Here is a 25,858-nt window from a genome sequence, read left to right as displayed (position 1 = left end):
TGATGCGTTGTAACGCGGCCTGCTAGATAATCGCGCGCTACGGGGATCAGCGTTCGTTGGTCCATTTTGACTTAGGTAGAGACTTGTCCGGATCCGATTGGGGAATCATTTCGCCCCAGCGGAGTCGGAACAATGCTCGCCAACTTGGCAAGAGTGGTTTGCAAGGTCGGTTTTCCCATGCCGTACACCGTGCAGACCCTTTAACTGGCCGTTGGTTTTTTGATCTGTTTTCGGCGAGGGTTGCTCGTGATTGTTAGTCCCTGTAACGCACCAAAATTGTCTGCCAAACGGTTGCGCAGCGCCCTGGTAGCGGGCTCTGCACTGCTTGGCCTGCTCAGCGCCGGCCAGCTTTGGGCATTCAGTCTGGATGATGTCTCGGTCAAGGCAAAAGAGCTGGCCGCGCAGAAGTACGAAGCGCCGCGCAGTAACCTGCCGAACGAGTTCCGCGAAATGAAATTCGCGGACTATCAGAAAATTCGTTTTCTGACGGAAAAAGCCGAATGGGCTGATCAGAAGACGCCGTTCAAGCTGTCCTTCTATCACCAGGGCATGCATTTCGATACGCCGGTGAAAATCAACGAAATCACCGCGAACACCGTCGAAGAGATCAAATACGATCCGAGTCGTTTCGACTTCGGCGACATGAAGTTCGATCCAAAGGCCACCGAACAACTGGGTTATGCCGGTTTCCGTGTGCTGTATCCGGTCAACAAGGCCGACAAGCAGGACGAAATCATGACCATGCTTGGCGCGAGCTACTTCCGCGTTGTCGGCAAGGGTCACGTCTACGGCTTGTCCGCTCGTGGCATGGCCATCGATACCGCCTTGCCGTCCGGTGAAGAATTCCCGCGTTTCCGCGAGTTCTGGATTCAACAACCCAAGCCGGGCGACAAGCATCTGGTGATCTTCGCCCTGCTGGACTCCCCTCGTGCCACTGGCGCCTATCGCCTGATCCTGCGTCCGGGCAGCGACACCATCGTCGACGTCAAGGCGCAGATGTTCCTGCGCGACAAGGTCGGCAAACTGGGCATCGCTCCGTTGACCAGCATGTACCTGTTCGGCGCCAACCAGCCGTCGAAGGTGCTGAACTACCGCCGCGAACTGCACGACTCCAGCGGTCTGGCGATCCATGCCGGCAACGGCGAGTGGATCTGGCGTCCGCTGAACAACCCGAAACACCTGGCCGTGAGCAACTTCAGCGTGGAAAACCCGCGGGGCTTCGGTCTGCTGCAACGTGGCCGCGACTTCAGCCAGTATGAAGACCTCGACGATCGCTACGACAAGCGCCCAAGTGCCTGGATCGAGCCGAAAGGCGAGTGGGGCAAGGGCACGGTCGACCTGGTCGAGATTCCAACCGCCGACGAAACCAACGACAACATCGTCGCGTTCTGGAACCCGGAGAAATTGCCGGAACCTGGCCAGCCTCTCGATGTCGCTTATCGTATGCACTGGACCATGGATGAATCGGCGATTCACGCGCCGGACAGCGCCTGGGTCAAGCAGACCCTGCGTTCGACCGGTGATGTCAAGCAGTCCAACCTGATCCGTCAGCCGGACGGCAGCGTTGCCTACCTGGTGGACTTCGAAGGCCCGTCCCTGGCGGCATTGCCGGCCGAAGCGGAAGTTCGCAGCCAGGTCAGCGTCGGCGACAACGCCGAGCTGGTGGAAAACAGCGTGCGCTACAACCCTGAAACCAAGGGCTGGCGCCTGACTCTGCGGATGAAGATCAAGGATCCGAGCAAGGCCACTGAAATGCGTGCCGCGCTGGTGCAGAACATCGTGCCTGCGGACCTGGCCAAGACTTCGATTCCGTCGTCGAACTCCTCGGTCGCCAAGGCCGACAAGGTCGCCGCCAAGCAACAAGAGAAAGAAGACAAGGACGCCAAGCAAGCGGAGGCCAAGCAGGCTGAAGCCAAGCCTGTTGCAGAGGCCAAGGACAAGGCCAACAAAGACGCCAAGCAGCCTGTCGCTGCCGAAGCGGCCCCAGCCACACCGGAATCGGCCCCGACTGAAGAAGTCCTGACCGAGACCTGGAGCTATCAGTTGCCTGCCGATGAGTAACTCTCAAGTACGGCCAGAAACTCTTTCCGAGTATCTGGCGCATCTGCCAATGACCGACGAACAGCGCGCGGAACTCGCGGGCTGCCAGTCTTTCAGCGAATTGCACGAACGCCTGTCGTCATCGACGTTCGACGCTCCGACCGAAGCCGCCCAGGCTTCGGTCGGCAAACGCCTGACCCTGAGCACCGCCGAAGAGCTGCAGGACGCGGAAATGCTGGTACTCGACGCCAGCGGCCGGGTCTGCCTCAAGGCAACCCCGCCGATCCGGCGGACCAAGGTCGTGCCGGAGCCGTGGCGTACCAACATCCTGGTACGTGGCTGGCGTCGCATGACAGGTCGTACCAACCCGCCGAAGCCGCCGAAGGACGAACGTGTCCTGCCGGCCGCACGCTGGCGTACCGTGGGTTCGATCCGTCGCTACATCCTGTTGCTGCTGATGCTCGGCCAGACCATCGTCGCCGGCTGGTACATGAAAGGCATCATGCCGTACCAGGGCTGGTCGTTCGTCGACCTTAACGAAGTGTTGCACCAACCGCTGTTGCAAACCGCCACGCAAGTGCTGCCCTACGCCCTGCAAACCAGCATCCTGATCCTGTTCGGGATTCTGTTCTGCTGGGTATCGGCCGGTTTCTGGACCGCGCTGATGGGCTTCCTCGAGTTGCTCACGGGTCACGATAAGTACCGGATCTCCGGTAAAAGTGCCGGCAATGAGCCAATTCCGAAGGAAGCGCGCACCGCTCTGGTGATGCCGATCTGCAACGAAGATGTGCCTCGGGTATTCGCCGGTCTGCGGGCGACCTTCGAGTCGGTTGCAGCCACGGGTGACCTGGACCGTTTCGACTTCTTTGTCCTCAGTGACAGTAACGACGCCGATATCTGTGTTGGCGAGCAGCAGGCCTGGCTGGATGTCTGCCGTGAAGCCGGGGGCTTCGGCAAGATCTTCTATCGTCGCCGTCGCCGCCGCGTAAAGCGCAAGAGCGGCAACCTCGACGACTTCTGCCGTCGCTGGGGCGGTGACTACAAGTACATGGTCGTGCTCGACGCCGACTCCGTGATGAGCGGTGAGTGCCTGACCAGTCTGGTGCGCCTGATGGAAGCCACGCCGGACGCCGGGATCATCCAGACCGCGCCACGTGCGTCGGGCATGGACACCCTGTATGCACGCATGCAGCAGTTCGCCACTCGCGTGTATGGCCCGCTGTTCACCGCTGGCCTGCACTTCTGGCAACTGGGCGAGTCGCACTACTGGGGTCACAACGCGATCATTCGCATGAAGCCGTTCATCGATCACTGCGCCCTGGCGCCGTTGCCCGGTAAAGGTGCGTTCTCCGGCTCGATCCTGTCCCACGACTTCGTTGAAGCCGCGTTGATGCGCCGTGCCGGTTGGGGCGTGTGGATTGCCTACGACTTGCCGGGCAGCTACGAAGAACTGCCGCCAAACCTGCTGGACGAACTCAAGCGTGACCGTCGCTGGTGCCACGGCAACCTGATGAACTTCCGCCTGTTCCTGGTCAAGGGCATGCACCCGGTACACCGCGCGGTGTTCCTGACCGGCGTGATGTCCTACCTGTCGGCGCCGTTGTGGTTCTTCTTCCTGGTGTTGTCGACAGCGCTTTTGGCGGTCAACACGCTAATGGAACCGCAGTACTTCCTCGAACCGCGTCAGCTCTATCCGTTGTGGCCGCAATGGCACCCGGACAAGGCGATTGCCCTGTTCTCGACCACCATCGTGCTGCTGTTCCTGCCGAAGCTGCTGAGCATCATCCTGATCTGGGCCAAAGGCGCGAAAGAGTTCGGCGGCAAGTTCAAGGTGACCCTGTCGATGCTGCTGGAGATGCTGTTCTCCATGCTGTTGGCGCCGGTGCGGATGATTTTCCACACCCGTTTCGTCCTTGCCGCGTTCCTCGGCTGGGCCGCGACCTGGAACTCGCCGCAACGTGACGACGACTCCACGCCGTGGAGCGAAGCGATCAAGCGTCATGGTCCGCAAACCCTGCTGGGCTTCTTCTGGGCGTTGCTGGTGATCTGGCTGAACCCGAGCTTCCTGTGGTGGCTGGTGCCTATCGTCGGTTCGTTGATGCTGTCGATCCCGGTGTCGGTGATTTCCAGCCGCGTCGGCCTGGGCCTCAAGTCCCGTGACGAGAGCCTGTTCCTGATCCCCGAGGAATACAATCCGCCGCAGGCGTTGCTGGCCACCGACCAGTACACCCACGAAAACCGCTGGCACGCGCTGCACGACGGCTTCGTCCGTTCGGTGGTCGATCCACAGCAGAACGCCCTGGCGTGCTCGCTGGCGACCTCCCGTCACCGTGAGGCCGAGCCGATCGAATGGCTGCGGATCGAGCGGGTGCGGCATGCGATGAAAGTAGGGCCTGAAGGGCTTTCCAACAATGATCGTGTGCAGTTGTTGAGCGACCCGGTGGCATTGGCCCGACTGCATGAGCAGGTCTGGAGCGAAGGTCATGCCGAGTGGCTCGGCGCATGGCGCAAGTCGGTCAAGGCCGATCCCCATGCACCGTTGCTGCCGTTAAAGCCGATAGGCTTACAGCCTCAGATGGCGTAATGAAAAAACCCGCGAAAGCGGGTTTTTTCATGGCTTGAGGTTTGTACTTTTGTTTGCGGCAGACTCAATCACTGCATCGTCTGGTCGACCGCTTTCGCGGGCCGAGGCATGCGGATCACCTCAAACCCTGAACTTGCCCACCAGCATCTGCAAATGCGTCCCCAATCGCGCCAGTTCAACGCTGGAGGCGGCGGTCTCTTCACTGGCTGCCGAGGTCTGGTCCGAGACATCGCGCACGTTCAGCACGCTGCGGTTGATCTCTTTGGCCACGGCGCTTTGCTGTTCGGCGGCAGCGGCGATCTGCTGGTTCATCGCCTGGATCGCCGAGACAGTGCGGGTGATGCTGTCCAGCGAGCCGCCGGCGCGGCGGGTCAGTTCGACACTGCTGTCGGTCAGGGTGCGGCTGTTGTCCATGATGGTTGCGACTTGCTGCGTGCCATTTTGCAGGCCGACGATCAGTTCTTCGATCTCTTCGGTGGACTTCTGCGTGCGCTGGGCCAGGCTGCGGACTTCGTCGGCGACCACGGCAAAACCACGTCCGGCTTCACCGGCACGGGCAGCTTCAATCGCGGCGTTGAGGGCCAGCAGGTTGGTTTGCTGGGCCACGGACTTGATGACGTCGAGCACGCTGCCGATCTTGTCGCTTTCGCGCTTGAGTTCACCCATGGCCTCGGTGGAGTGACCGACTTCGGCGGCCAGGCGCTCGATCTGGGCGATCGCTTCCCCGACCACTTTGTCACCCTCGCGGGCCTGCTGGTCGGCGGCGACGGCGGCTTCGGAAGCTTCTTCGGCGTTGCGCGCAACTTCCTGCACGGTGGCGGCCATTTCGTTCATGGCCGTCGCGACCTGATCGGTCTCGACCTTCTGGCTGTTGACCCCGGCGCTGGTCTGCTCGGTGACGGCGGACAGCTCTTCGGCGGCGCTGGCGATCTGCGTGACGCCATCGCTGATGCCGCCGATCAGTTCGCGCAAGCCCTGGGTCATGCTCTGCATGGCACGCTGCAACTGACCGAGTTCGTCACGGCGCTGCGACGTCAGGTTGTGGGTCAGGTCGCCGCTGGCAACGCGTTCGGCGACGCTCAGGGTCTGATTCAGAGGAATGATGATCTGCCGGGTGATCGCCCACGCGGCCAGCAGGCCGAAGGCGATGGCCAGCACAGTGGCGAGGCTCAGCATGTTCTTGGCATGGGCGGCATCGGTGTCACGCACGACGGTTTGCGAGACGGTGAGTTTCTGGCTCATGTCCAACAGGATGTTGCCTTGGGCAGACATGCGCGCCAGGGCCTTGGCGCTGGCCACCTGGGAGTCGCGGAACTGGCTGACAGCGGCGCGGTAGGCCTTCAGCGAATCAGTCGCCTGTTGCAGGTTGGCGATGTGTTCTTCAGGCAGTTTGGCCGGCAGGCTCTCGAGGTTCTTCAGGGCGTTGTCGATCGCATCGAGGGCCGGCTGTTCGGCCTCACTCTTGCCGCTGTAGGTGTAGCCACGCACCTGGAAGCGCGCCTGCTGGATCAGTTTGCTCAGGTCGATGACCAGGTTGAAGGCGGTCACGCTATCGCCTTGCAACATGGACTTTTCCACTTCGGCGACGCGGGCCACGGCGTTGTCGGCGGTCGCGCCGAGTTTGCTGCGGGCGTCTTCACGCTGGGCGCCGGCCTGGGTCATGTCGCCGAAGGCGCGACGGTATTCGGCGACAGCGGCCAGTTGTTGATCGACCATGGCCGCATCGGCCGGTTGCTCGATCAGGCCTCGGGCGGTCTGCAGGCCGCTTTCGAGTTTGCCCAACAGATCGTTGACGGCGCCGGGACCTTGTTCGCCGCGACGCATCTCGTAATCCAGGCGCGCGATGCGCAGGTCCTTGGTCAGGTCGTTGAGGCTGGCGATGAACCCCAGTTTATCGCCGCGGCTGGTAACGCCGCTCAGGCCGCTCCAGCCGGTGAAGGTGATCAGCAGGGTCAGTAGCAGCACCAGACCGAAGCCGATTCCCAGCTTGCGTTTGACGCTGACGTTTCCCAGATTCTCGGCTAGCCATTGGTACATGCTGAAACTCCCCGGACCACAATTTGGTTTTATGGGGGATGTATCGGCAGAAGCGCCTGAATCTGTAGGCGCTACCCGATGTTCGGGCGAATGATGACCTGTAGGAGCGAGCATGCTCGCGATGGCGGCTGATCAGCCGGCATTGATGTGGCTGGTACACCGCTATCGCGAGCATGCTCGCTCCTACAGGGTAAATGTGTGGTGTCAGAAAAGTCGCGCCAGCAGTGCGGTCACAGCGGTTTCGACGCGCAGGATGCGTTCGCCCAGTTGTACCGGTTGCAGGCCGGACTTGCCCAGCAGGTCGATCTCGTAGGGAATCCAGCCGCCCTCGGGGCCGATGGCCAGGGTCACCGGTTCGCTGAGTGCGCGAGGGCAGGGCGGATAATTGCCCGGATGCCCCACCAGGCCGAGGGTGCCGTCGGTGATCGCCGGCAATCGGTCTTCGACGAACGGCTTGAAGCGTTTCTCGATGACGACTTCCGGCAGCACGCTGTCCCGGGCTTGTTCGAGGCCGAGGATCAACTGCTCGCGAATCGCCTCGGGTTCCAGGAAGGGGGTCTGCCAGAAGCTCTTCTCGACGCGATAGCTGTTGACCAGCACGACACGTGGTACACCCATGGCTGCCACGGTCTGGAACACCCTGCGCAGCATCTTGGGGCGTGGCAGGGCCAATATCAGGGTCAATGGCAGCTTGGCGGGTGGTGGCTGGTCGAGGGTGACGCGCAATTCCGCTTCGCCGGCGTCCAGGCGCAGCACTTCGGCCGAGCCCATCAGGCCGCCGATTCGCCCGACACGCATGCTGTCGCCCACTTCGCAGCGGTGGACTTCCTGCATGTGGGTCAATCGGCGATCACGCAGGATCGCCCGGTCGGCCGCAATGAAGTCGGCCTCCTCGAGGAGCAGCAGGTTCACGCTTGGGTCGCTGGCGGCTGGTCGTTGTGATCGTCGGCCGGCTGGTCGTCCGGATGCTCGCCACGCTTGCTGATCAGGCTGCCGAACAGGATGCCGATTTCGAACAGCAACCACATCGGCACGGCCAGCAAGGTCTGCGAGAAGATGTCCGGCGGTGTGAGGATCATGCCGACCACGAAGCAGCCGATGATCACGTACGGGCGGATTTTCTTCAGGTATTTGACGTCGACCACGCCGATCCACACCAGCAGGACCACGGCCACCGGGATTTCGAACGCCACGCCAAAGGCGAAGAACAGCGTCATGACGAAGTCGAGGTAGCTGGTGATGTCGGTCATCATTTCCACACCGGCCGGGGTGGCGGCGGCGAAGAACTTGAAGATCAGCGGGAACACCAGGAAATACGCGAAGGCCATGCCGGCGTAGAACAAAACGATGCTCGAGCAGAGCAAGGGCACGGCGATGCGTTTTTCATGCTTGTACAGGCCCGGGGCGATGAAACCCCAGATCTGGTGCAGGATCACCGGGATGGCCAGGAACAGCGAGACCATCATGGTCAGCTTCAGTGGCGTCAGGAACGGCGACGACACGTCAGTGGCAATCATCGTCGCGCCAGCGGGCAGGTACGCACGCAGAGGCGTGGAGACGAAGGTGTAGATCTGCTGGGTGAAGGCAAACAGCCCGGCAAAGATGATGAAGATCGCCGCTACGCAGCGCAGCAGTCGGGTACGCAACTCGGTGAGGTGCGAAACCAGCGGCATGTGCTGGTCGTTTTCAGGGAGATCGCTCATGGGGCTCGCGGCGGCAAAGTGGTGTCGTTAGGCGCTGGCGTGGTCGGCGCGGCGGTTGGAGCAACGGGATCAACCGGAGTCGCTGCCACAACGGGCGCAGGCTCCGTAGCCGCTACGACAGGTGCAGGTGTTGTTGTGGCAGCAGTGACAGGTGCACTGATTGTCTGCGCGCCCACATGCTCCACCGGCGTCGGCTCCTGCTGGGTCGGCGTGAAGATTTTCCGCGCCTCCTGCTCAAGCGACAGGATATGTTCGTTGTGCAGTTGCCGACGAATCTCGTCGGCACCGATTTCACGTTCAACTTCCTGCTTTATCGCGTTGAAGCTGCGCTTCAGGCGCCCGACCCACAGGCCCGCGGTGCGCGCAGCGCCCGGCAAGCGCTCGGGACCCAGCACCAGCAGAGCGACGAGGCCGACGAGCAGCAGTTCAGAGAAGCTGATACCAAACATTAGTCAGTGCTCACACGTCTTTGCGAATCGGCTCTTCGACTTTCTGGGCCTGCACGTCGATGGTGTGCGGCTGGTTTACAGAGGTCTGAGGCTGTACCGGCGGAACCGGTTGGGTCGGGGTCGCATTCGGCTCGGCGGGCTTTTCGTCGTCGTTCATGGCTTTCTTGAAGCCCTTGATCGACTCGCCGACGTCGGTGCCGAGGTTCTTCAGCTTCTTGGTGCCGAACACCAGTACCACGACAACCAGGATGACGATCCAGTGTTTCCAGTCAAAAATGCCCATGCTGCTGCTCCTCTCTAATAGTTATTCAGGCGGACGGGCGCGAGGCTTTCTCGGCGTGTCCGGAGAGACCGAAACGACGGTCCAGTTCATCGAGTACAGCCTGTGGATGCTGCCCCAACTGGGCGAGCATGACCATGCTGTGGAACCACAAATCGGCGGTTTCGTAGATCACATCGCTGCAGTCGCCACTGACGGCGGCGTCCTTGGCGGCAATGATGGTCTCGACCGACTCTTCGCCGACTTTTTCCAGAATCTTGTTCAAGCCCTTGTGGTACAGGCTGGCGACATACGAGCTGTCGGCGGCGGCGCCTTTGCGCGCTTCCAGTACCTCGGCGAGGCGGGTGAGAGTGTCACTCATGTGTGTGCCCTGCGGAATAGATGGCGTGCGGATCTTTCAGGACCGGGTCGACCGTTGTCCAGTCGCCGTTCTCGTAGACGCGATAGAAGCAGCTCTGGCGGCCGGTATGGCAGGCGATGTCGCCGATTTGTTCGACCATCAGGATGATGACGTCGGCGTCGCAGTCCAGGCGCATCTCGTGCAGGGTTTGCACGTGGCCGGACTCTTCGCCCTTGCGCCACAGCTTGCCACGGGAGCGCGACCAGTAGATCGCGCGGTTCTCGGCGGCGGTCAGTTCCAGTGCTTCACGGTTCATCCAGGCCATCATCAGGACGCGCCCGGTCTTGTGATCCTGGGCAATCGCTGGCACCAGGCCGTCGGCGTCCCACTTGATCTCGTCCAGCCAGTTTTTCATCTTCAGTTCCTGAAGCAGCTCCAAGCCTTAAGCTTCAAGCCGCAAGTAAAAGCCAGTGCGCTTCGATCCTTCGAATTGTGCAACGCATATCTACAGGCGTGAATTAAACGTGAGTGCTACGAACATCGCTTGAAGCTTGAAGCTTATAACTTGCAGCTGATTCATGCTATCGACGAACGACCAGATACAAACCGACCGCCATCATGATGCCAGCAGGCCAGTAAGCCAACTGGTTCAACGGACCGCCAGCGGCAAGGATGGCGCCCCCGGCCAGGTGAGCCGTGCCGAGCAGACGCAGGAACCAGTCGTCCCGGCGTCGATGCCAGGGTGGCGGCGGGTCGTAGGCGTGGGGTCGGGACATGCGTTCGAGCAGGTCACGGGCCATGTTGGCCAGGTGCGGGATCTGTTCGAACTGGCTGTGCACGTTGCCGAGCAGGGCTTTGGGGCTGACGCGCTCGCGCATCCAGCGCTCGAGGAACGGCTGCGCGGTGTTCCACAGGTCGAGGTCCGGGTACAGCTGGCGGCCCAGGCCTTCGATGTTCAACAGGGTCTTCTGCAAAAGAACAAGCTGCGGCTGCACTTCCATGTTGAAGCGTCGCGCGGTCTGGAACAGGCGCATCAACACCTGGCCGAAGGAAATATCCTTTAACGGTTTTTCGAAGATCGGCTCGCACACGGTGCGGATCGCGGCTTCGAATTCGTTGAGTTTGGTTTCCGCCGGCACCCAGCCCGAATCGATGTGCAACTGCGCCACGCGACGGTAATCGCGCTTGAAGAAGGCGAACAAGTTGCGCGCCAGGTAATCCTGGTCTTCCGGGGTCAGGCTGCCGACGATGCCGCAGTCGATGGCGATGTACTGCGGACTCCACGGATTCACGGTGCTGACGAAAATGTTGCCGGGGTGCATGTCGGCGTGGAAGAAGCTATCGCGGAACACCTGGGTAAAGAAGATCTCCACGCCACGTTCGGCGAGCATTTTCATGTCGGTACGCTGGTCGGCCAGGGTCGCCAGATCGGTGACCTGAATGCCGTAGATGCGTTCCATCACCAACACTTTCGGGCGACACCAGTCCCAATAGACTTGCGGCACGTACAGCAGCGGCGAGCCATCGAAGTTGCGCTTCAACTGGCTGGCGTTGGCCGCTTCGCGCAGCAGGTCGAGTTCGTCGTAGATGGTCTTTTCGTAGTCGCTGACCACGTCCACCGGGTGCAGCAGACGCGCATCGGCCGAGAGTTTTTCGGCGGCGCGGGCGAGGATGAACAGCCACGCCAGGTCCTGGGCGATCACCGGTTTGAGGCCGGGACGGATCACCTTGACCACCACTTCTTCGCCGGTTTTCAGTTGCGCGGCATGCACCTGCGCCACCGAGGCCGAGGCCAGCGGTTCGACGTCGAAACGGCTGAATACGTCGTTGATTTTCTTGCCCAGCTGTTCTTCGATCAGCTTCACCGACACCTGCGAATCGAACGGCGGCACGCGGTCCTGCAGTTTCATCAGCTCGTCGGCGATGTCTTCGGGCAGCAGGTCGCGGCGAGTGGACAGGATCTGTCCGAACTTGATGAAGATCGGCCCCAGATCCTGCAGCGCCAGGCGCAAGCGCGCGCCACGGCTCAGGTCCAGGGGCTTGCGCGGGAACCAGCGCCACGGCAAGGCATAACGCAACGCCCGCAGGAACCAGGGCAGCGGCAGGGCGAACAGCAGGTCATCGAGGCGGTAGCGGATCACGACGCGCTGGATGCGCAACAAACGGCGGACGGCAAGCAGCTTCATGCGTTATCGCTTGGGTCGAGGGATCGGGAAAGGCGCTCGAAACGCGCCTCGAGACGTTCCAGATCAAGCTTGATCCGGTCCAGTTCACTGAATCGGGCTTCGGCTTCGCGCTGACCAACAAGCGTGCGCGATTCTTCGGCCAGGTATTCGCCCAGGTTCTGGCCCAGGCTGGCAAAGCCCTGCTGATACCAGCGGGCGCGGCTGCGCAGGTGACCGCCAACCAGTTGCGTGGCGACCGGGCCGAGCCAGCGCGAAAGTTCATACTCCCAGTCCAGCTCGAGGTCCTGGAGGATGGCCGCCAGTTCCAGCAGCACGCCGCTGTCGCCATCGAGCTCGACTTCAGGGGCATGCAGCACCGAGGTCTTGTCTTTGCTCATCGCCAGTTTCAGCAGGCTCGAGGCCGGAGCACGCAAGGTGCAATCGGCGCCGGTTTCCCACTGGGAGGCGAGCATCAGGCCTTCGTCGCTGGGCAGGATGAACAGGTGCAGCGCCGGGCTGCGGCAATCGATGGTAATCACCTTGCCGCTCAAATGTGCCAGCCGCGGCAGTGCCGTGCTGTCGAGACGCAGCACTCGGTTTAGGCCGAGTTCGACGCTGGCGAGCAGGCCGGCGAGCAGCATCAGGGCTTGATGCCGCGGTGCAGGGCAACGATGCCTGCGGTCATGTTGTGATAGGTCACGCGGTCGAAACCGGCTTCGACCATCATCGACTTCAGGGTTTCCTGGTTCGGGTGCATGCGGATCGATTCGGCCAGGTAACGATAACTTTCCGAGTCGTTGGTGATCAGCTTGCCCATCAACGGCATGAAGGCGAACGAGTAGGCGTCGTAGGCCTTGGACATCAGCGCGTTGGTTGGCTTGGAGAATTCCAGCACCAGCAAGCGGCCGCCCGGCTTGAGCACGCGCAGCATCGAGCGCAGGGCATCTTCCTTGTGGGTCACGTTGCGCAGGCCGAAGGCGATGGTCACGCAGTCGAAATGGTTGTCCGGGAACGGCAGTTTTTCCGCATCGGCCTGGACGAACTCGACGTTGCCGGCCACGCCAAGGTCCAGCAGGCGGTCACGACCGACCTTGAGCATGGATTCGTTGATGTCGGCCAACACGACCTGGCCGGTGGGGCCAACCAGGTGCGAGAACTTGCGGGTCAGGTCGCCGGTGCCGCCAGCGATGTCCAGTACGCGGTTGCCGGCGCGCACGCCCGACAGTTCGATCGCGAAGCGCTTCCACAGACGGTGCATGCCGCCCGACAGAAGGTCGTTCATCAGGTCGTACTTGGCGGCTACCGAGTGGAATACCTCAGCGACTTTTTCCGCTTTCTGGCTTTCCGGAACGTTTTTGAAGCCGAAGTGAGTGGTGGGTTCGGCATCGCTGCCTTTGCGCTGATCAGTCATATCGCTGTCACCAAAAGAGAATGCGCGACATTCTAATCCCCAAGGCATGCTTTGTCTTGGCAAGGCTGAAGGTAAGATGGGCAACCATCGGGACGTTTTGACGCAGCAGAGGTCAAAATGTCTCGGGAACGCATCCATAAAGCAGGAGTCATTCGATGGCCAGTATCAGTGTTGAACGTGCCCATGGCCTGGGTAAGGAAGCGGCTCGCGAAAAGGCCGACAAGCTGGCGCAGAAACTGTCCGATCAGTATGGCCTGGAGCCGCAGTGGTCCGGCGATACCCTGAACCTGAAGCGCTCGGGTGTGAAGGGCGCGGTGCATGTCGCCGACGATTCGATTCGCGTCGAAGTGGAACTGGGCCTGATGATGTCGGCCATGAGCGGCATGATCAAGGCTGAAATCGAAAAGGCGCTGGACAAGGCGCTGGTCTGATTTCTGTTTGAAATGAGATCCCCTGTGGGAGCGAGCCTGCTCCCACATTTGTTTTGTGGTGCCTCTGCTGTTTATGTCAGTTGTTAGGGTGCCGTTTCTAATTTTTCTCCCTACTTTGTGCCAGAGCCCGACACTTGTCCGGGTAGTTCTTCAAACCTTTTGCGCGTGAGGTGCACCATGGCCAAAGTTATTGTGAAGAAAAAAATCGACGCACCGACCAGCACGCTGGGCGATGTCAAATCCTATGCCCGCAAGATCTGGCTGGCAGGCCTGGGTGCCTACGCCAAGGTCGGTCAGGAGGGCAGCGAATACTTTCAGGAGCTGATCAAGGCTGGTCAGGCTGTTGAAAAGAAAGGCAAAAAAGTAGTTGCCGAGAAACTTGAAGCGGCCAATGCCGAGATTGATGAAGTCAAGAGTGAAGTCAGCACTTTCAAAGGTCGCGTCGAAGTTCAGCTCGACAAGGTCGAGAAGGCGTTCGACACGCGTGTCGCAAGTGCCTTGAATCGTATCGGCATTCCGTCTAAACATGACGTTGAGACACTCTCTGCTAAGCTCGATGAGCTGACGGCATTGCTCGAACGTGTCGCGCGTAAATCTTAAGGAGAACGGGATGGCTGTTAAAAAGAAAACCGAAAAAGAAGGCAGCTCGTGGATCGGGAAAGTTGAAGATTACTCCCGAAAAATCTGGCTGGCTGGTTTAGGCGTGTACTCGAAGATCGACACTGACGGCAGCAAACTCTTCGATGCATTGGTTAAGGACGGCGAGAAAGCCGAGAAGCTCACCAAGAGCGCTGTTGGCAAGACAGTCGACGCCGCCAAGGACTCCGCTTCTTCGGCCAAATCGCGCATCAGCGGCGTGAAAGATCGCGCACTGGGCAAGTGGGATGAGCTGGAAGGCGCTTTCGACAAGCGTCTGAACAGTGCCATTTCGCGCCTGGGTGTTCCGAGCCGCAATGAAGTCAAGGCACTGCACAGCAAGGTCGAGATCCTGACCAAGCAAATCGAAAAACTGACCGGTGCCAAGGTTGCGCCTGTTGCGGCGAAAACCGCGGCGGCCAAACCTGCTGCCAAGACTGCCGCCGCCAAGCCGGCAGCGAAAACGGCTGCCAAGCCACTGGCCAAGGCAGCGGCTAAACCTGCTGCCAAGCCTGCCGCTAAAACGGCAGCGGCCAAACCGGCAGCGGCCAAGCCTGCGGCCAAACCGGTTGCTGCGAAAGCTGCCGCCAAACCGGCTGCCAAGCCAGCAGCTAAAACGGCTGCTGCAAAACCAGCCGCCGCCAAGCCGGCAGCCAAACCCGCTGCGGCGAAAAAACCTGCAGTGAAGAAGCCGGCAGCTCCAAAAGCCGCCGCGCCAAAACCAGCAGTAGCTGCGGCAGCCCCGGCAACTCCGGCAGCCGCTCCGGTCAGCGCATCGAACTCCGCGATCGCACCGGCCCCTGCTGTCACCCCGACTGCCGCGCCAGCTCCATCGACGCCAACCAGTCAGTCCTGATTTTCAGGGCTCAAGAAAACGCCCGGCCTGCCAAGGTCGGGCGTTTTTGTTTGTGCGCGAATCTCTGAGCGACACCCCCCCCTGTAGGAGCGGGTGCCCGCTTGCGGCATGCTCGCGATGAGGCCATCACATCCAGTATTGATGTTGGCTGATCCACCGCTATCGCGAGCGTGCTCGCTCCTACAGGGGAGCGTTGTGGGCAGAGCTACTCGTGGTCTTCCAGATACTCCATCGCCATCTGTTCGGTCGCAGCCTTCATCGATGGCAGCAGGTGTGGCGCGACCAGCATCATGATCTGGTAGACCACCAGCCGCACCTCGCCTTCACGATCAAGAATCCGCTGATAATCCAGCGAAAACAGCAATGTCAGGGTGATCTGCTCCACCAGTTGTCCCAATGCCTGGGTTTCACTGACCAGCAACCCTTGTGCCTTCAGTCGCGCCAGCAGCGACGCCAATGTGCGCTTGAGTGCATTGAGCAGATTGCGGATGCCCTTGGCCAGTTTCGGCAGGCGCCCGGCGAGGTTCGACAGGTCCTGGAAGAGGAACCGGTAGTGGGACAGGCGTTCGACGATCAGGTGCAGGAACAGCCAGTATTCTTCGGGGGCCAGTTCGACATCGGCCGGCGGATCGAGCAGCGGGGCCAGTTCGCCCTGGAAGCGTTCGAACAGCCCGAGTATCAGTGGTTCCTTGCCGTGGAAGTGGTAGTAAAGGTTGCCCGGGCTGATGCCCATTTCATTGGCAACTTCCATGGTGGAGACATTGGGTTCGCCCTTTTGATTGAACAATTGCAGGGCACATTCGAGGATCCGGTCGCGGGTTTTCATCCAGTCTTCTTAATGTTCGTGCCAGGCCAGCCTCCAGTCCTGTAGGAGCGAGCATGCTCGCGATGGTCGTTAACGATTACGCGGGCTACCTGGTTGCCCGCGGCGTCTGGATGTCCATCGCGAGCCTGCTCGCTCCTGCCGGGTCGGAGACTGACTGTGGCCTTTTTAGGTTCAGCGCACGCGCACGTAAGTGCCGGGTGCAGCCTCCATCGGTGGATAGTTCTGGTTGCCGAGCGCCATGTGGGTTTCCTTCTGCGCGCCGGAGCGTTCCTGGATCCAGGCCAGCCATTGGCTCCACCAGCTGCCATCGACATGTTTGGCGTCGTAGTACCAGGCACGGGGGTCGCTGCTCAGTTTGCCGTTCTCGACGTAGTTGGCTTTCGGGTTGCTCGGTGGGTTGAGGATGCTCTGCACATGGCCGCTGTTGGACAGTACGAAGCGCCGCTCGCCACCGAGCAGCAACGTCGAGCGATACACCGCATCCCATGGCGTGATGTGATCGTTGATGCCGGCGACGCTGAAGCTGTCGACGGTGACCTTCTGCAGATCGATAGGCGTGCCGCACACTTCCAGCCCTCCCGGGTGGGTCAGCGGGTTGTGCTTGAAGAAGTCCAGCAAATCGCCATGCAGGGCCGCGGGCAGGCGGGTGTTGTCGTTGTTCCAGTAGAGAATGTCGAACGCCGGTGGCTCCTTGCCCAACAGGTAGTTGTTGACGAAGTAGCTCCAGATCAAATCGTTGGGGCGCATCCAGGCGAAGACCTTGGCCATGTCACGGCCGTCCAGTACGCCTTTCTGATAGGAACGGCGCTTGGCGGCCTCCAGGGTCTGCTCGTCGGCGAACAGCGTGGCGGGGCTGTCCAGCTGACTGTCGAGCAGGCTCACCAGGTACGTCGCGCTGGACACCCTGCGTAGTTGCCGTTTGGCCTGCAGATGGCCTTGCAGCGCGGCAATGGTCAGCCCGCCGGCGCAGGCGCCCATCAGGTTGACTTCGCGTGCGCCGGTGATCGCCCGGCAGACATTCATCGCCGCCTCCACGGCCTCCACGTAGGTCGAGAGTCCCCATTCGCGGTGACGCACATCCGGGTTGCGCCAACTGATCATGAAGGTCTGCAGGCCGTTTTTCAGGGCGTACTGGACGAAGCTGTTGTGGGGGCTCAGGTCGAAAATGTAGTACTTGTTGATTTGTGGCGGCACCACCAGCAGGGGCTTGGAGTACTGCTTTTCGCTCATTGGCTTGTACTGGATCAACTCCAGCAGTTCGTTGCGAAATACCACTGCGCCTGGGGTCGTGGCGACCGTCCGGCCGACCTCGAACGCTTGCTTGGTGACTTGTCGGGGCAGTCCGTCGTTGTGCAGCAGGTCGTCCAGCAAATGGCTGATGCCGCGCACCAGGCTGTTGCCGCCGGAATTGAACAGTTCCTTGACCGCCAGTGGATTGAGCAGGGTATTGGAGGGCGATACGGCATCGTTGAGCAAGGCGAAAGCGAAGTGCGCGCGGGCGCGGTCGTCCGGGCTCATGTTGCTGTCGTCGATCCAGCTTTTGACCTGTTTCTGCCAGCTCAGGTAGGCCTGCAGGCTGCGGCGGTAAAACGGGTTGAGGCTCCACGCCGGGTCGGCGAAGCGAGCGTCCTGCGGGTTGGTCGGGTGCAGGGTTTCGCCGAGCAGCACACGACCAAGCTGACCGCCGAGTTTGAGGGCATGTCGGGCGCTGTGCACCGGATTGCGCAAGCCATGGGCGGCCACACTGCGCAGGGTCGACAGCAGGTCCCGGCCACGCAGGCCGGTAATCGCACTCTGTGCATTGATGAACGCGGCGGGAGTCGGTAAGGAATCCCTCGCTGGTTTCTCGCGCATGAGTCAACACTCCTTCGTCTTCAGGCCAAAACAAATACACCGAAGCAGAACACCATAGACGCTGTAACGGGTTGTTGCGCGGCGTGGCGTCCTGCCGAGCGCCGATGCAACGCTTTAGCCGCCCAAAGGCGCCGGACGCGGATGCATCACCGCGCGCTGGCGCTCCTCTTCCAGGAATTTCATGATGATCGGGGCCACCGCTTCGGCCCGGGTAATCAGGAACAGGTGCCCGTCATCGATGATGTGCAACTGGGCATTGGGAATCCGCCAGGCCAGCAAGCGCATGTTGACCAGCGGGATCAGCGGGTCGTCGTCGCCGGCCAGTACCAGGGTCGGCTGGCGGATCTTGTGCAGCCAGTGAATGCTGGTCCAGCCGAGGCCGGCGAACAGCTGCCAGTAGTAACCGAGCTTGCCCGCCGAGCGCACCTTGGCTGCATGGCTCGCGGCCAGCGTCGGGTCGCGACGGAAGGCGCCGCCGTAGATCATCGGCGCAATGCGGATCACATGGGACGGCTGGATGTAACGGCGCGGACTGGCCATCATCCACAACACTTTCGGCTTGCCCGGTACCATCACCGCACCCGCCGCCGTTGCCGCCAGCAGGAGTTTCTTGCAGCGCTCCGGATAGTCGTAAGCGAACTGTTGTGCCAGGGCGCCACCCCAGGACACACCGATGACGTTGACCTGCCCGTAGTCGAGATAGTCGAGCATCCGCGCGGTGAGCTTGGCCAGCCCGGGAAAACGATACGGCCGGTTCGGCGTCGACGAGCCACCGACACCGGGTACGTCGAAGGCGATGACCTCCAGGTCCGGGTCCAGCGCCGCGATGAAGGGGAACACCAGCTCCAGGTTGGCGCCGATGCCATTGAAAATCAGCAGGGGCGTCAAGTGAGGCTTGCCGGGGCGTACCGCCGTGCGGAGCGTCTGGCCATCCAGATCGACGGTACGGAATATGAAGGGTTGCGGCATGCTTCTGGCCCTGTGGGTCTCTCAAGTTCTTCCCCGTCCCTCTCCCCCTGTAGGAGCGAGCATGCTCGCGATGGACGTCAACGAAAACTCGGGGCATCTGATACCCCGCGGTGCTCCGGACTCCATCGCGAGCTTGCTCGCTCCTACAGGGGTAGGGCGAGGTGTGTCAGTTACCGCTCGTGCACATAGGTGCCTGGTGCTGCTTCACCCGCTGGATTGGCTTTGTTGCCCAATTTCAACGGCGCTTTTTTCAAGTTGCCCGAACGCTGTGCCAGCCAGGCCTGCCAATGCAGCCACCACGAATCGGCGTGCTTGGTCGACTCTACCTGCCAGTCATCGGCATTGGCGGTCATTTCGGTGCTGGTCATGTAGCGCGATTTCGGATTGCCCGGCGGGTTCAGAATGCTCTGGATATGCCCACTGCTGGACAGCACGAATTCAACATTGCCGCCGAACAGTTGCGCCGACTTGTAGCAGGAGCGCCACGGGGTGATGTGATCGCTGGTCCCGGCCAGGGAAAAGATATCGGCAGTGACCTGCTTCAGATCGATCGGCGTGCCGCACACTTCCAGTGCATTCGGACGAATCAATGGGTTGCTTTTGAACATTTCAATCAGGTCGCCGTGGAACGCCGCCGGTAACCGGGTGGTGTCGTTGTTCCAGAACAGGATGTCGAACACCGGTGGTTCGTTGCCCAACAGGTAATTATTGACCCAGTAGTTCCAGATCAGGTCGTTGGGACGCATCCAGGCGAAGACTTTCGCCATGTCGCGGCCTTCCAGCACGCCGGCCTGATAGGAGTGGCGCTTGGCGCTTTCGAGGGTTTGCTCATCGACGAACAGCGCCACATCGCTGTCCAGGGTGGTGTCGAGCACGCTGACCAGCAGGGTGAGGGCGTTGACCTTGTTTTCGCCAATCGCTGCGTAATGGCCCAGCAGCGCGGTGCAGGTGATACCGCCGGAGCAGGCGCCGAGCATGTTCACGTCCTTGCTGCCGGTGATCGCAGTGACCACGTCGACCGCTTCCTTGAGCGCCTCGATGTAAGTCGACAGACCCCACTCGCGCTGCTCCTTGGTCGGATTGCGCCAACTGACGATGAAGGTTTGCACGTTGCTGCGCAGGCAGAACCGCGCCAGGCTTTTCTCCGGGCTGAGGTCGAAAACGTAGAACTTGTTGATTTGCGGTGGCACCACCAGCAGCGGGCGTTCGTGCACCTGTTCGGTGATGGGCTTGTACTGGATCAGCTCCAGCACATCGTTGCGAAACACCACTGCACCTTCGGTCACGGCCAGGGTCTTGCCGACCTCGAATGCGCCCATGTTGACCTGGCTCGGCATGCCGCCGTTGTGTACCAGGTCCTTGGCCAGATGCGAGAGGCCGTCGAGCAGGCTTTTACCACCGGTTTCGAAGAAGCGTTTGACCGCCGCCGGGTTGGCCGCCGTGTTGGTCGGGGCGAAGGCTTCGGTCATGAGGTTGATCACGAAGTGGCCGCGACTGACGTCCTTGGCCGGCAGGTTGCTGTCGTCGATCCAGTCGTGGAGCTCCTTGCGCCACGCCAGGTAGGTTTGCAAATAACGTTTGTAAAGCGGGTTCTGGCTCCAGGCCGGATCGGCAAAGCGACGGTCATCGCTGTTCGGTAGCAGCTCGGATTTGCCTAACAGTACGTTCTTGAGCTCAAGGCCGAAATGAGCGACATGCTTTGCGCTGTGAATCGGTTGTTTGATGGCCTGTCTGAGCACCATGCGAGCAGAAGCCAGTAGATCTTTTCCACGCAATCCAACGACAGGATTCAGCCCCAAGGTGTTTTCGGAGGCTTGCTGCTTCAAGTCATCGTTATTCTTGTTACTCATCTACGACGCTCCATTGTCCTGAGACGAGTACCCGGGTCCTGCTGTGCAGTCACACAACCAATGCCAGGTACTGCTGCTCGGGTGACTGTTAATACTGCATCGCTGCTTTTTGTTCACAGAGAGCACTGCAGGGAACTTGCCAGTTCCATTGGTTACCCGAGTTTAATTTTTTTCGCAAGCAGGCCAATCGGTGGCCCTGGAGCGGAGCATTCAAACAGATGAAATTAGAAAATGCGCTCTAAAGAGCAAGAGGCTCGGACTAGAGCATCAGCTTGACGACGGATTCGTTCGGGTCGCGGCTTTTTCCGGCGGCTTTGAGCTCGGCAAGATAATCCTCCCAGAGTGCGTCATAACGTCGCCCCAGCTCGTAGAGGTATTCCCAGGTGAACAGGCCGCTGTCATGGCCGTCGTCGAAGGTCAGTTTCAAGGCGTACTGACCGGCCGGTTCTATCTTCGTCAGGCCGACGTTGATCTTGCCAAATTGCAGGATGGGTTTGCCGTGGCCCTGGACCTCGGCGGAGGGAGAGTGCACGCGCAGGAACTCGGCGGGCAGGGTGTATTCCTCGCCGGACGCGTATTTCAGCGACAGGGTTTTCGAGGCTTTGTGCAGTTTGATGTCGGTAGGGATCATGGCCAAAGTTCCGTTGAGGATGGAACCCTGTAGGAGCGAGCAAGCTCGCGAAGGAGGTCAACGATGACGCGGGCTGTCTGTAGGCCCGCGTCGCCTGATACGCCATCGCGAGCTTGCTCGCTCCTACAGGTCTTGGCTTACAGGATATAACGGGACAGGTCTTCGTTCTGCGCCAATTCACCCAGATGGCTGTTGACGTAGTCGGCGTCGATCTGGATCACCTTGTCGTCATGGGCGCTGGCCAGGTCGCCGGCGCTGAACGACACCTCTTCGAGCAGGCGCTCGAGCAGGGTGTGCAGGCGACGGGCACCGATGTTTTCGGTTTTCTCGTTGACCTGCCAGGCAATCTCGGCGATGCGCTTGATACCGCTTGGCTGGAACTCGATACCCAGGCCTTCGGTTTTCAACAGCGCGCAATATTGCTCGGTGAGAGAGGCGTGAGGCTCACTGAGGATGCGTTCGAAATCTTCAGGGCTCAGGGCCTTGAGTTCGACACGGATCGGCAGGCGGCCTTGCAGCTCCGGCACCAGATCGCTCGGCTTGCTCAGGTGGAATGCACCGGAAGCGATGAACAGAATGTGGTCGGTCTTGACCATGCCCAGCTTGGTGTTGACGGTGCAGCCTTCGATCAGCGGCAGCAGGTCGCGCTGCACGCCTTCGCGGGATACATCCACGCCACCGGAGTTGCCACGCTTGGCGACCTTGTCGATTTCGTCGATGAACACGATGCCGTGCTGCTCGACGGCCTCCAGGGCCTTGGCCTTCAATTCTTCGTCGTTGACCAGGCGGCTGGCTTCTTCGTCGCGCACCATCTTCAGCGCTTCTTTGACCTTGAGCTTGCGGGCCTTCTTCTTGCCCTTGCCCATGTTGGCGAACAGGCTCTGCAACTGGTTGGTCATTTCTTCCATGCCCGGTGGCGCGGAGATGTCGACGCCGGCCATTTCGGCGACTTCGATTTCGATCTCCTTGTCATCCAGCTGGCCTTCGCGCAGGCGCTTGCGGAACAGCTGACGGGTGTTGGAATCGGCAGTCGGGGCGTCGTCATTGCCGAAGCCCATGCGTGCCGGGGGCAGCAACGCATCGAGGATGCGTTCTTCGGCGGCATCTTCGGCGCGGTGGCGAACCTTGACGATTTCCTGCTCGCGCAGCAGCTTGATCGCCGCATCGGCCAGATCACGAATGATCGATTCGACGTCGCGGCCGACATAGCCGACTTCGGTGAATTTGGTCGCTTCGACCTTGATGAACGGCGCATTGGCCAGTTTGGCCAGGCGACGGGCGATCTCGGTTTTACCGACACCGGTCGGGCCGATCATCAGGATGTTCTTTGGCGTTACTTCAACGCGCAGCTCTTCAGGCAGTTGCATGCGGCGCCAGCGGTTGCGCAAGGCAATGGCGACGGCGCGCTTGGCATCGTCCTGGCCAATGATGTGGCGGTTGAGTTCGTGGACGATTTCACGGGGAGTCATGGACATAATATTCAGTGGACCTCAAGCAAGAATGGGCCGTGGTGCGATGGGCTGCACGGGCTTATTCGGCGCAGTCCTGCTCCTCGATGGTCTGGGTGTGGTTGGTGAATACACAGATGTCGCCGGCGATACCGAGGGCGGTTTCGACGATTTCCCGGGCCGACAGATCAGTCTTTTTCAGCAGCGCGCTGGCGGCTGCCTGAGCGTAGGCGCCACCGGAACCCATGGCGATCAGGCCGTCTTCAGGTTCGACCACGTCGCCGTTGCCGGTGATGATCAGGGAGGCGTCTTTGTTGGCGACGGCGAGCATGGCTTCGAGGCGGCTCAGGGATCGGTCGGTGCGCCATTCTTTGGCGAGTTCGACAGCGGCGCGAACCAGGTGCCCTTGATGTTTCTCCAACTGGCCTTCGAAGCGCTCGAAGAGGGTAAAGGCGTCAGCGGTGGCGCCGGCAAACCCGGCGATGACCTGGCCGTGGTACAGGCGACGAACTTTTTTCGCGTTGCCTTTCATCACGGTATTGCCAAGGGAAACCTGGCCGTCGCCGCCCATGACGACTTTGCCGTGGCGGCGAACTGAAACGATGGTGGTCAAGGGAAGAGTCTCCACGCAGCGGGGCGAAAATGCCTTATGCCAACCCATATGGGGGTGGTGGAGTGGATTTCAACTGCAGGGAGGGAGAGGGGACGAGTGGTGTGAGACAGACGGGACTGTAGTGTTAATCAGAATGCCTTCGCGAGCAGGCTCGCTCCCACAGGATATGCACGAACCCTGTGGGAGCGAGCCTGCTCGCGAAAACGGTGGCGCGGTGGTTCTGAAGGGGGGTCAACGGCTCTGGCGTTGTTGTAACAGCAAGTTGCTGAAACCGGCGCCCGACAGTTGTTTCTGCGCTGTGGTCAGTTGTTCGCGGTTGCTGAACGGTCCGACCAATACCCGATACCAGGTTTCGTCCTTCACCGTCCCGGACTCGACCGCCACAGCCTGGCCGAGCAGGATGATCTGCGCGCGTACCTTGTCCGCGTCAGCTTCCTTGCGGAACGAGCCGGCCTGCAGGAAGAACTTGGTCACCGGTGCCGCCTTGACCGGAGGCGCTGGTGGTGGCGTGATCCCGGCCAGGGCCGCCTGGGCGCGGGCCGTGTCGATCTTCGCCGCTTCGGCCGGGGTCACCGGCGTGGTCGGAATGGCCGGCACTTGTGGCGTCGGCAGGGTTTTCTCCGGCACGGCATCCGGCGGCACGATGACTTCCGATTCCGGCAGCAAGGTGTAGAAGTCGTACTTCGGCTTCACCGGTTGCGTCGGGCTCGGCGGGGTCTTGTTGGCTTCGGCGACCTTGCTGGCTTTCTGCTGTTGCTGTTGCTCGACCTTTTCACGCTTGACCGTGTCGCTGCCCTTGCCCGGTTCCAGTTTCATCAGAAACACGATGAAAGCGCCGACCGTCAGGCCGATGGCCATCCACAGCCAGCCCGGGATCGGTTGCTTTGCAGGAGCTTGGTAACGGCTGGCGCCACGCTTGGGTGCAGGTTTTTTCTTGGCAGCCAACTTACATACGCTCCAGAGTTTCCAGGCCCAAGAGTTCCAGGCCTTGCTTGAGGGTGCGTCCGGTCAGCGCGGCAAGGCGCAGGCGGCTCTGCATTTGTGCCGGGGTGTCGGCGGCGAGGATCGGGCAGTTCTCGTAGAAGCTGGAGAACAGGCCGGCGACGTCGTACAGGTAAGTGCAGAGGATGTGCGGGGTGCCTTTTTCGGACACGTTGTTCAGGATTTCACCGAACTGCGCCAGTTTCGCCGCCAGTTCGTGCTCGTGCGGCGCTTCCAGGACGATCTGGCCGTCGACTTCGCTGAAGTCCTTGCCGAGCTTGCGGAACACGCCGGCGACGCGGGTGTAGGCGTACAGCAGGTACGGCGCGGTGTTGCCTTCGAAGTTGAGCATCAGGTCGAAGTTGAAGCTGTAGTCACTGGTGCGGTGCTTGGACAGGTCGGCATATTTTACAGCGCCGATGCCCACGACTTTGGCGATGTTGCGCAGCTCGGCTTCAGCCAGTTCCGGGTTCTTGTCCTTGACCAGTGTATAGGCGCGTTCCCGGGCTTCGGTCAGCAGGTCGATCAGCTTCACGGTGCCGCCATCGCGGGTCTTGAACGGGCGGCCGTCGGCGCCGTTCATGGTACCGAAGCCCATGTGTTCGATTTCCATCGGATGGGTCACGAAACCAGCCTTGCGCGCCACGGCGAACACTTGCTGGAAGTGCAGGGCCTGGCGCTGGTCGACGAAGTACAGCGCGCGATCTGCCTTGAGCTTGCCGCTGCGGTAGCGCACGGCCGCCAGGTCGGTGGTGGCGTAGAGGTAGCCGCCGTCTGCCTTGACGATGATCACCGGCAGCGGATCGCCCTCGGCATTCTTGAATTCGTCGAGGAACACGCACTGGGCGCCGTTGCTCTCGACCAGCATGCCCGCGGCCTTCAGATCGTTGACCACGTTGATCAGGTCATCGTTGTAGGCGCTTTCGCCCATCACGTCGGCCATGGTCAGTTTGACGTTGAGCAGTTCGTAGATTTTCTGGCAGTGCGACAGCGAGATGTCCTTGAACCTGGTCCAAAGCGCCAGGCAGTCGGCATCGCCGGCCTGCAACTTGACCACCAGGCCACGGGCGCGGTCGGCGAACTCTTCGGACTCGTCAAAGCGCTGCTTGGCGGCACGGTAGAAGTTTTCCAGGTCCGACAGTTCGTCGCTGGTGATCGGGTTTTCCTGCAGGTAAGCCATCAGCATGCCGAACTGGGTGCCCCAGTCGCCGACGTGGTTCTGACGGATCACGGTGTCGCCGAGGAATTCGAGAACGCGGGCCACGCCGTCGCCGATGATGGTCGAGCGCAGGTGGCCGACGTGCATCTCTTTGGCCAGGTTCGGTGCCGACAGGTCGACCACGGTGCGCTGTACCGGACCGGCCTTGCGCACGCCGATGTGGGCGTCGGCCAGGGCCGCGTCCAGGCGAGCCGCCAGGGCGTCGGTGTTCTGGAAGAAGTTCAGGAAGCCTGGGCCGGCGATTTCGGTCTTGGCGACGTTTTCGTCAGCCGGCAGCGCGGCGATGATTTTTTCCGCCAGATCGCGGGGCTTCATGCCGGCCGGCTTGGCCAGCATCATGGCGATGTTGCTGGCGAAATCGCCGTTCTTCTTGTCGCGGGAATTTTCCACCTGGATCGCCGGCGACAGGCCTTCAGGCAACACGCCTTCGTTGACGAGTTGGGTGATGGCTTGTTGGATCAGCTGGCGAATGGTGTCTTTCATGGTCTTCTCTTTCGACCGCAGGCGCGGCGGCGCATCGTGCGCTGGTGGAAAA

The 25,858-nt window shown here is 60.9% G+C and carries 24 protein-coding genes and 1 pseudogene; 5 read left to right on the top strand and 20 right to left on the bottom strand.

The genetic code is table 11. The annotated features are described in order from the left end of the window. Window positions 1-246: 246 nt before the first annotated feature. The gene (locus tag CAG47_RS14075) at window positions 247-2,061 is read left to right on the top strand and encodes a glucan biosynthesis protein (protein WP_085725464.1); all 1,815 of its coding nucleotides are present in this window, start codon (window positions 247-249) and stop codon (window positions 2,059-2,061) included. Beyond that, window positions 2,054-4,624 (top strand): glucans biosynthesis glucosyltransferase MdoH, encoded by a 2,571-nt coding sequence (mdoH, locus tag CAG47_RS14070; protein WP_085725463.1) that lies wholly within the window; start codon window positions 2,054-2,056, stop codon window positions 4,622-4,624. Before CAG47_RS14075 ends, mdoH begins: the two co-directional genes overlap by 8 nt. A 120-nt stretch (window positions 4,625-4,744) precedes the next feature. On the opposite strand, the gene CAG47_RS29355 is transcribed toward mdoH, so the two are convergent. The 11 genes and pseudogenes from CAG47_RS29355 to ubiE form a co-directional block, all read right to left on the bottom strand. Beyond that, window positions 4,745-5,458: a methyl-accepting chemotaxis protein gene (locus CAG47_RS29355; RefSeq protein WP_371917210.1), complete on the bottom strand. Its 714-nt coding sequence runs from the start codon at window positions 5,456-5,458 to the stop codon at window positions 4,745-4,747. A 141-nt stretch (window positions 5,459-5,599) separates the two neighbouring features. Next, window positions 5,600-6,661, bottom strand: a pseudogene (locus CAG47_RS29350) (methyl-accepting chemotaxis protein); the annotation flags it as partial. Between the two features lie 204 nt (window positions 6,662-6,865). After that, window positions 6,866-7,573, bottom strand: a complete 708-nt coding sequence (locus CAG47_RS14060; RefSeq protein ID WP_085725461.1) for a 16S rRNA (uracil(1498)-N(3))-methyltransferase — start codon at window positions 7,571-7,573, stop codon at window positions 6,866-6,868. After that, the gene (gene tatC, locus CAG47_RS14055) at window positions 7,570-8,364 is read right to left on the bottom strand and encodes a twin-arginine translocase subunit TatC (RefSeq protein WP_085725460.1); all 795 of its coding nucleotides are present in this window, start codon (window positions 8,362-8,364) and stop codon (window positions 7,570-7,572) included. Before tatC ends, CAG47_RS14060 begins: the two co-directional genes overlap by 4 nt. Continuing rightward, window positions 8,361-8,813 (bottom strand): Sec-independent protein translocase protein TatB, encoded by a 453-nt coding sequence (gene tatB, locus CAG47_RS14050; RefSeq protein WP_085725459.1) that lies wholly within the window; start codon window positions 8,811-8,813, stop codon window positions 8,361-8,363. The genes tatC and tatB overlap by 4 nt, the downstream gene beginning before the upstream one ends. Window positions 8,814-8,823: 10 nt before the next feature. Continuing rightward, window positions 8,824-9,096 carry a twin-arginine translocase TatA/TatE family subunit gene (locus CAG47_RS14045; protein WP_085725458.1) on the bottom strand — a complete coding sequence of 91 codons (273 nt, stop codon included), beginning with the start codon at window positions 9,094-9,096 and terminating at the stop codon, window positions 8,824-8,826. Window positions 9,097-9,121: 25 nt separating this feature from the next. Then, window positions 9,122-9,454, bottom strand: coding sequence for a phosphoribosyl-ATP diphosphatase (locus CAG47_RS14040; RefSeq protein WP_085725457.1), 333 nt, complete (start codon window positions 9,452-9,454; stop codon window positions 9,122-9,124). Further along, on the bottom strand, window positions 9,447-9,848 hold the full coding sequence (gene hisI, locus CAG47_RS14035) for a phosphoribosyl-AMP cyclohydrolase (protein WP_085725456.1): 402 nt from the start codon (window positions 9,846-9,848) through the stop codon (window positions 9,447-9,449). The genes CAG47_RS14040 and hisI overlap by 8 nt, the downstream gene beginning before the upstream one ends. A gap of 166 nt (window positions 9,849-10,014) precedes the next feature. After that, complete coding sequence (gene ubiB, locus CAG47_RS14030) at window positions 10,015-11,619, bottom strand: ubiquinone biosynthesis regulatory protein kinase UbiB (RefSeq protein WP_085725455.1); 1,605 nt, start codon at window positions 11,617-11,619, stop codon at window positions 10,015-10,017. Beyond that, the gene (locus CAG47_RS14025) at window positions 11,616-12,239 is read right to left on the bottom strand and encodes an SCP2 domain-containing protein (protein WP_085725454.1); all 624 of its coding nucleotides are present in this window, start codon (window positions 12,237-12,239) and stop codon (window positions 11,616-11,618) included. Before CAG47_RS14025 ends, ubiB begins: the two co-directional genes overlap by 4 nt. After that, window positions 12,239-13,009: a bifunctional demethylmenaquinone methyltransferase/2-methoxy-6-polyprenyl-1,4-benzoquinol methylase UbiE gene (gene ubiE, locus CAG47_RS14020; protein ID WP_007975568.1), complete on the bottom strand. Its 771-nt coding sequence runs from the start codon at window positions 13,007-13,009 to the stop codon at window positions 12,239-12,241. The genes CAG47_RS14025 and ubiE overlap by 1 nt, the downstream gene beginning before the upstream one ends. Before the next feature lie 155 nt (window positions 13,010-13,164). On the opposite strand from ubiE, the gene CAG47_RS14015 reads away from it, so the two are divergent. From CAG47_RS14015 to CAG47_RS14005, 3 genes are all read left to right on the top strand, one after another. After that, window positions 13,165-13,440: a polyhydroxyalkanoic acid system family protein gene (locus tag CAG47_RS14015; protein WP_085725453.1), complete on the top strand. Its 276-nt coding sequence runs from the start codon at window positions 13,165-13,167 to the stop codon at window positions 13,438-13,440. Window positions 13,441-13,617: 177 nt separating this feature from the next. Further along, on the top strand, window positions 13,618-14,040 hold the full coding sequence (locus CAG47_RS14010; protein WP_085725452.1) for a phasin family protein: 423 nt from the start codon (window positions 13,618-13,620) through the stop codon (window positions 14,038-14,040). 10 nt (window positions 14,041-14,050) lie between these two features. Further along, on the top strand, window positions 14,051-14,932 hold the full coding sequence (locus tag CAG47_RS14005) for a phasin family protein (protein ID WP_085725451.1): 882 nt from the start codon (window positions 14,051-14,053) through the stop codon (window positions 14,930-14,932). A 205-nt stretch (window positions 14,933-15,137) separates the two neighbouring features. Here CAG47_RS14005 and CAG47_RS14000 read toward each other — a convergent pair whose 3' ends face one another. The 9 genes from CAG47_RS14000 to argS all read right to left on the bottom strand — a co-directional run bounded on the left by CAG47_RS14000 (window position 15,138) and on the right by argS (window position 25,806). Next, entirely contained in the window at window positions 15,138-15,758 is a 621-nt protein-coding gene (locus CAG47_RS14000; protein ID WP_085725450.1) for a TetR/AcrR family transcriptional regulator, read from the bottom strand. 171 nt (window positions 15,759-15,929) lie between these two features. Next, on the bottom strand, window positions 15,930-17,612 hold the full coding sequence (gene phaC / locus CAG47_RS13995) for a class II poly(R)-hydroxyalkanoic acid synthase (protein ID WP_085725449.1): 1,683 nt from the start codon (window positions 17,610-17,612) through the stop codon (window positions 15,930-15,932). 114 nt (window positions 17,613-17,726) lie between these two features. Beyond that, window positions 17,727-18,581 (bottom strand): poly(3-hydroxyalkanoate) depolymerase, encoded by an 855-nt coding sequence (phaZ, locus tag CAG47_RS13990; protein ID WP_085725448.1) that lies wholly within the window; start codon window positions 18,579-18,581, stop codon window positions 17,727-17,729. 170 nt (window positions 18,582-18,751) lie between these two features. Beyond that, a complete protein-coding gene (gene phaC, locus CAG47_RS13985; RefSeq protein ID WP_085725447.1) occupies window positions 18,752-20,431 on the bottom strand; it encodes a class II poly(R)-hydroxyalkanoic acid synthase in 1,680 nt (559 codons plus the stop codon). 259 nt (window positions 20,432-20,690) lie between these two features. After that, on the bottom strand, window positions 20,691-21,062 hold the full coding sequence (locus tag CAG47_RS13980; protein WP_085725446.1) for a gamma-butyrobetaine hydroxylase-like domain-containing protein: 372 nt from the start codon (window positions 21,060-21,062) through the stop codon (window positions 20,691-20,693). A gap of 137 nt (window positions 21,063-21,199) precedes the next feature. Beyond that, window positions 21,200-22,537 (bottom strand): HslU--HslV peptidase ATPase subunit, encoded by a 1,338-nt coding sequence (hslU, locus tag CAG47_RS13975; RefSeq protein WP_085725445.1) that lies wholly within the window; start codon window positions 22,535-22,537, stop codon window positions 21,200-21,202. A gap of 55 nt (window positions 22,538-22,592) precedes the next feature. Beyond that, entirely contained in the window at window positions 22,593-23,123 is a 531-nt protein-coding gene (hslV, locus tag CAG47_RS13970; RefSeq protein ID WP_007975582.1) for an ATP-dependent protease subunit HslV, read from the bottom strand. 231 nt (window positions 23,124-23,354) lie between these two features. Continuing rightward, complete coding sequence (locus CAG47_RS13965) at window positions 23,355-24,068, bottom strand: SPOR domain-containing protein (protein ID WP_085725444.1); 714 nt, start codon at window positions 24,066-24,068, stop codon at window positions 23,355-23,357. Between the two features lies 1 nt (window position 24,069). Beyond that, window positions 24,070-25,806, bottom strand: a complete 1,737-nt coding sequence (gene argS / locus CAG47_RS13960) for an arginine--tRNA ligase (RefSeq protein WP_085725443.1) — start codon at window positions 25,804-25,806, stop codon at window positions 24,070-24,072. Window positions 25,807-25,858: the final 52 nt, after the last annotated feature.

It is taken from the genome of Pseudomonas sp. R37(2017) (assembly GCF_002113375.1).
In the GTDB taxonomy this organism is placed as follows: Bacteria; Pseudomonadota; Gammaproteobacteria; order Pseudomonadales; family Pseudomonadaceae; genus Aquipseudomonas.
This window is presented reverse-complemented; position numbering and strand designations above follow the sequence as displayed.

Bases quoted from the DNA above. Each gene is read 5' to 3' on its own strand.
- mdoH (WP_085725463.1), top strand. From the start codon at position 2,054: ATGAGTAACTCTCAAGTACGGCCAGAAACTCTTTCCGAGTATCTGGCG.
- CAG47_RS29355 (WP_371917210.1), bottom strand. From the start codon at position 5,458: ATGAACGAAATGGCCGCCACCGTGCAGGAAGTTGCGCGCAACGCCGAA.
- tatC (WP_085725460.1), bottom strand. From the start codon at position 8,364: ATGAGCGATCTCCCTGAAAACGACCAGCACATGCCGCTGGTTTCGCAC.
- tatB (WP_085725459.1), bottom strand. From the start codon at position 8,813: ATGTTTGGTATCAGCTTCTCTGAACTGCTGCTCGTCGGCCTCGTCGCT.
- CAG47_RS14045 (WP_085725458.1), bottom strand. From the start codon at position 9,096: ATGGGCATTTTTGACTGGAAACACTGGATCGTCATCCTGGTTGTCGTG.
- CAG47_RS14040 (WP_085725457.1), bottom strand. From the start codon at position 9,454: ATGAGTGACACTCTCACCCGCCTCGCCGAGGTACTGGAAGCGCGCAAA.
- hisI (WP_085725456.1), bottom strand. From the start codon at position 9,848: ATGAAAAACTGGCTGGACGAGATCAAGTGGGACGCCGACGGCCTGGTG.
- ubiB (WP_085725455.1), bottom strand. From the start codon at position 11,619: ATGAAGCTGCTTGCCGTCCGCCGTTTGTTGCGCATCCAGCGCGTCGTG.
- CAG47_RS14025 (WP_085725454.1), bottom strand. From the start codon at position 12,239: ATGCTGCTCGCCGGCCTGCTCGCCAGCGTCGAACTCGGCCTAAACCGA.
- ubiE (WP_007975568.1), bottom strand. From the start codon at position 13,009: ATGACTGATCAGCGCAAAGGCAGCGATGCCGAACCCACCACTCACTTC.
- CAG47_RS14015 (WP_085725453.1), top strand. From the start codon at position 13,165: ATGGCCAGTATCAGTGTTGAACGTGCCCATGGCCTGGGTAAGGAAGCG.
- CAG47_RS14010 (WP_085725452.1), top strand. From the start codon at position 13,618: ATGGCCAAAGTTATTGTGAAGAAAAAAATCGACGCACCGACCAGCACG.
- CAG47_RS14005 (WP_085725451.1), top strand. From the start codon at position 14,051: ATGGCTGTTAAAAAGAAAACCGAAAAAGAAGGCAGCTCGTGGATCGGG.
- CAG47_RS14000 (WP_085725450.1), bottom strand. From the start codon at position 15,758: ATGAAAACCCGCGACCGGATCCTCGAATGTGCCCTGCAATTGTTCAAT.
- phaC (WP_085725449.1), bottom strand. From the start codon at position 17,612: ATGCGCGAGAAACCAGCGAGGGATTCCTTACCGACTCCCGCCGCGTTC.
- phaZ (WP_085725448.1), bottom strand. From the start codon at position 18,581: ATGCCGCAACCCTTCATATTCCGTACCGTCGATCTGGATGGCCAGACG.
- phaC (WP_085725447.1), bottom strand. From the start codon at position 20,431: ATGAGTAACAAGAATAACGATGACTTGAAGCAGCAAGCCTCCGAAAAC.
- CAG47_RS13980 (WP_085725446.1), bottom strand. From the start codon at position 21,062: ATGATCCCTACCGACATCAAACTGCACAAAGCCTCGAAAACCCTGTCG.
- hslU (WP_085725445.1), bottom strand. From the start codon at position 22,537: ATGTCCATGACTCCCCGTGAAATCGTCCACGAACTCAACCGCCACATC.
- argS (WP_085725443.1), bottom strand. From the start codon at position 25,806: ATGAAAGACACCATTCGCCAGCTGATCCAACAAGCCATCACCCAACTC.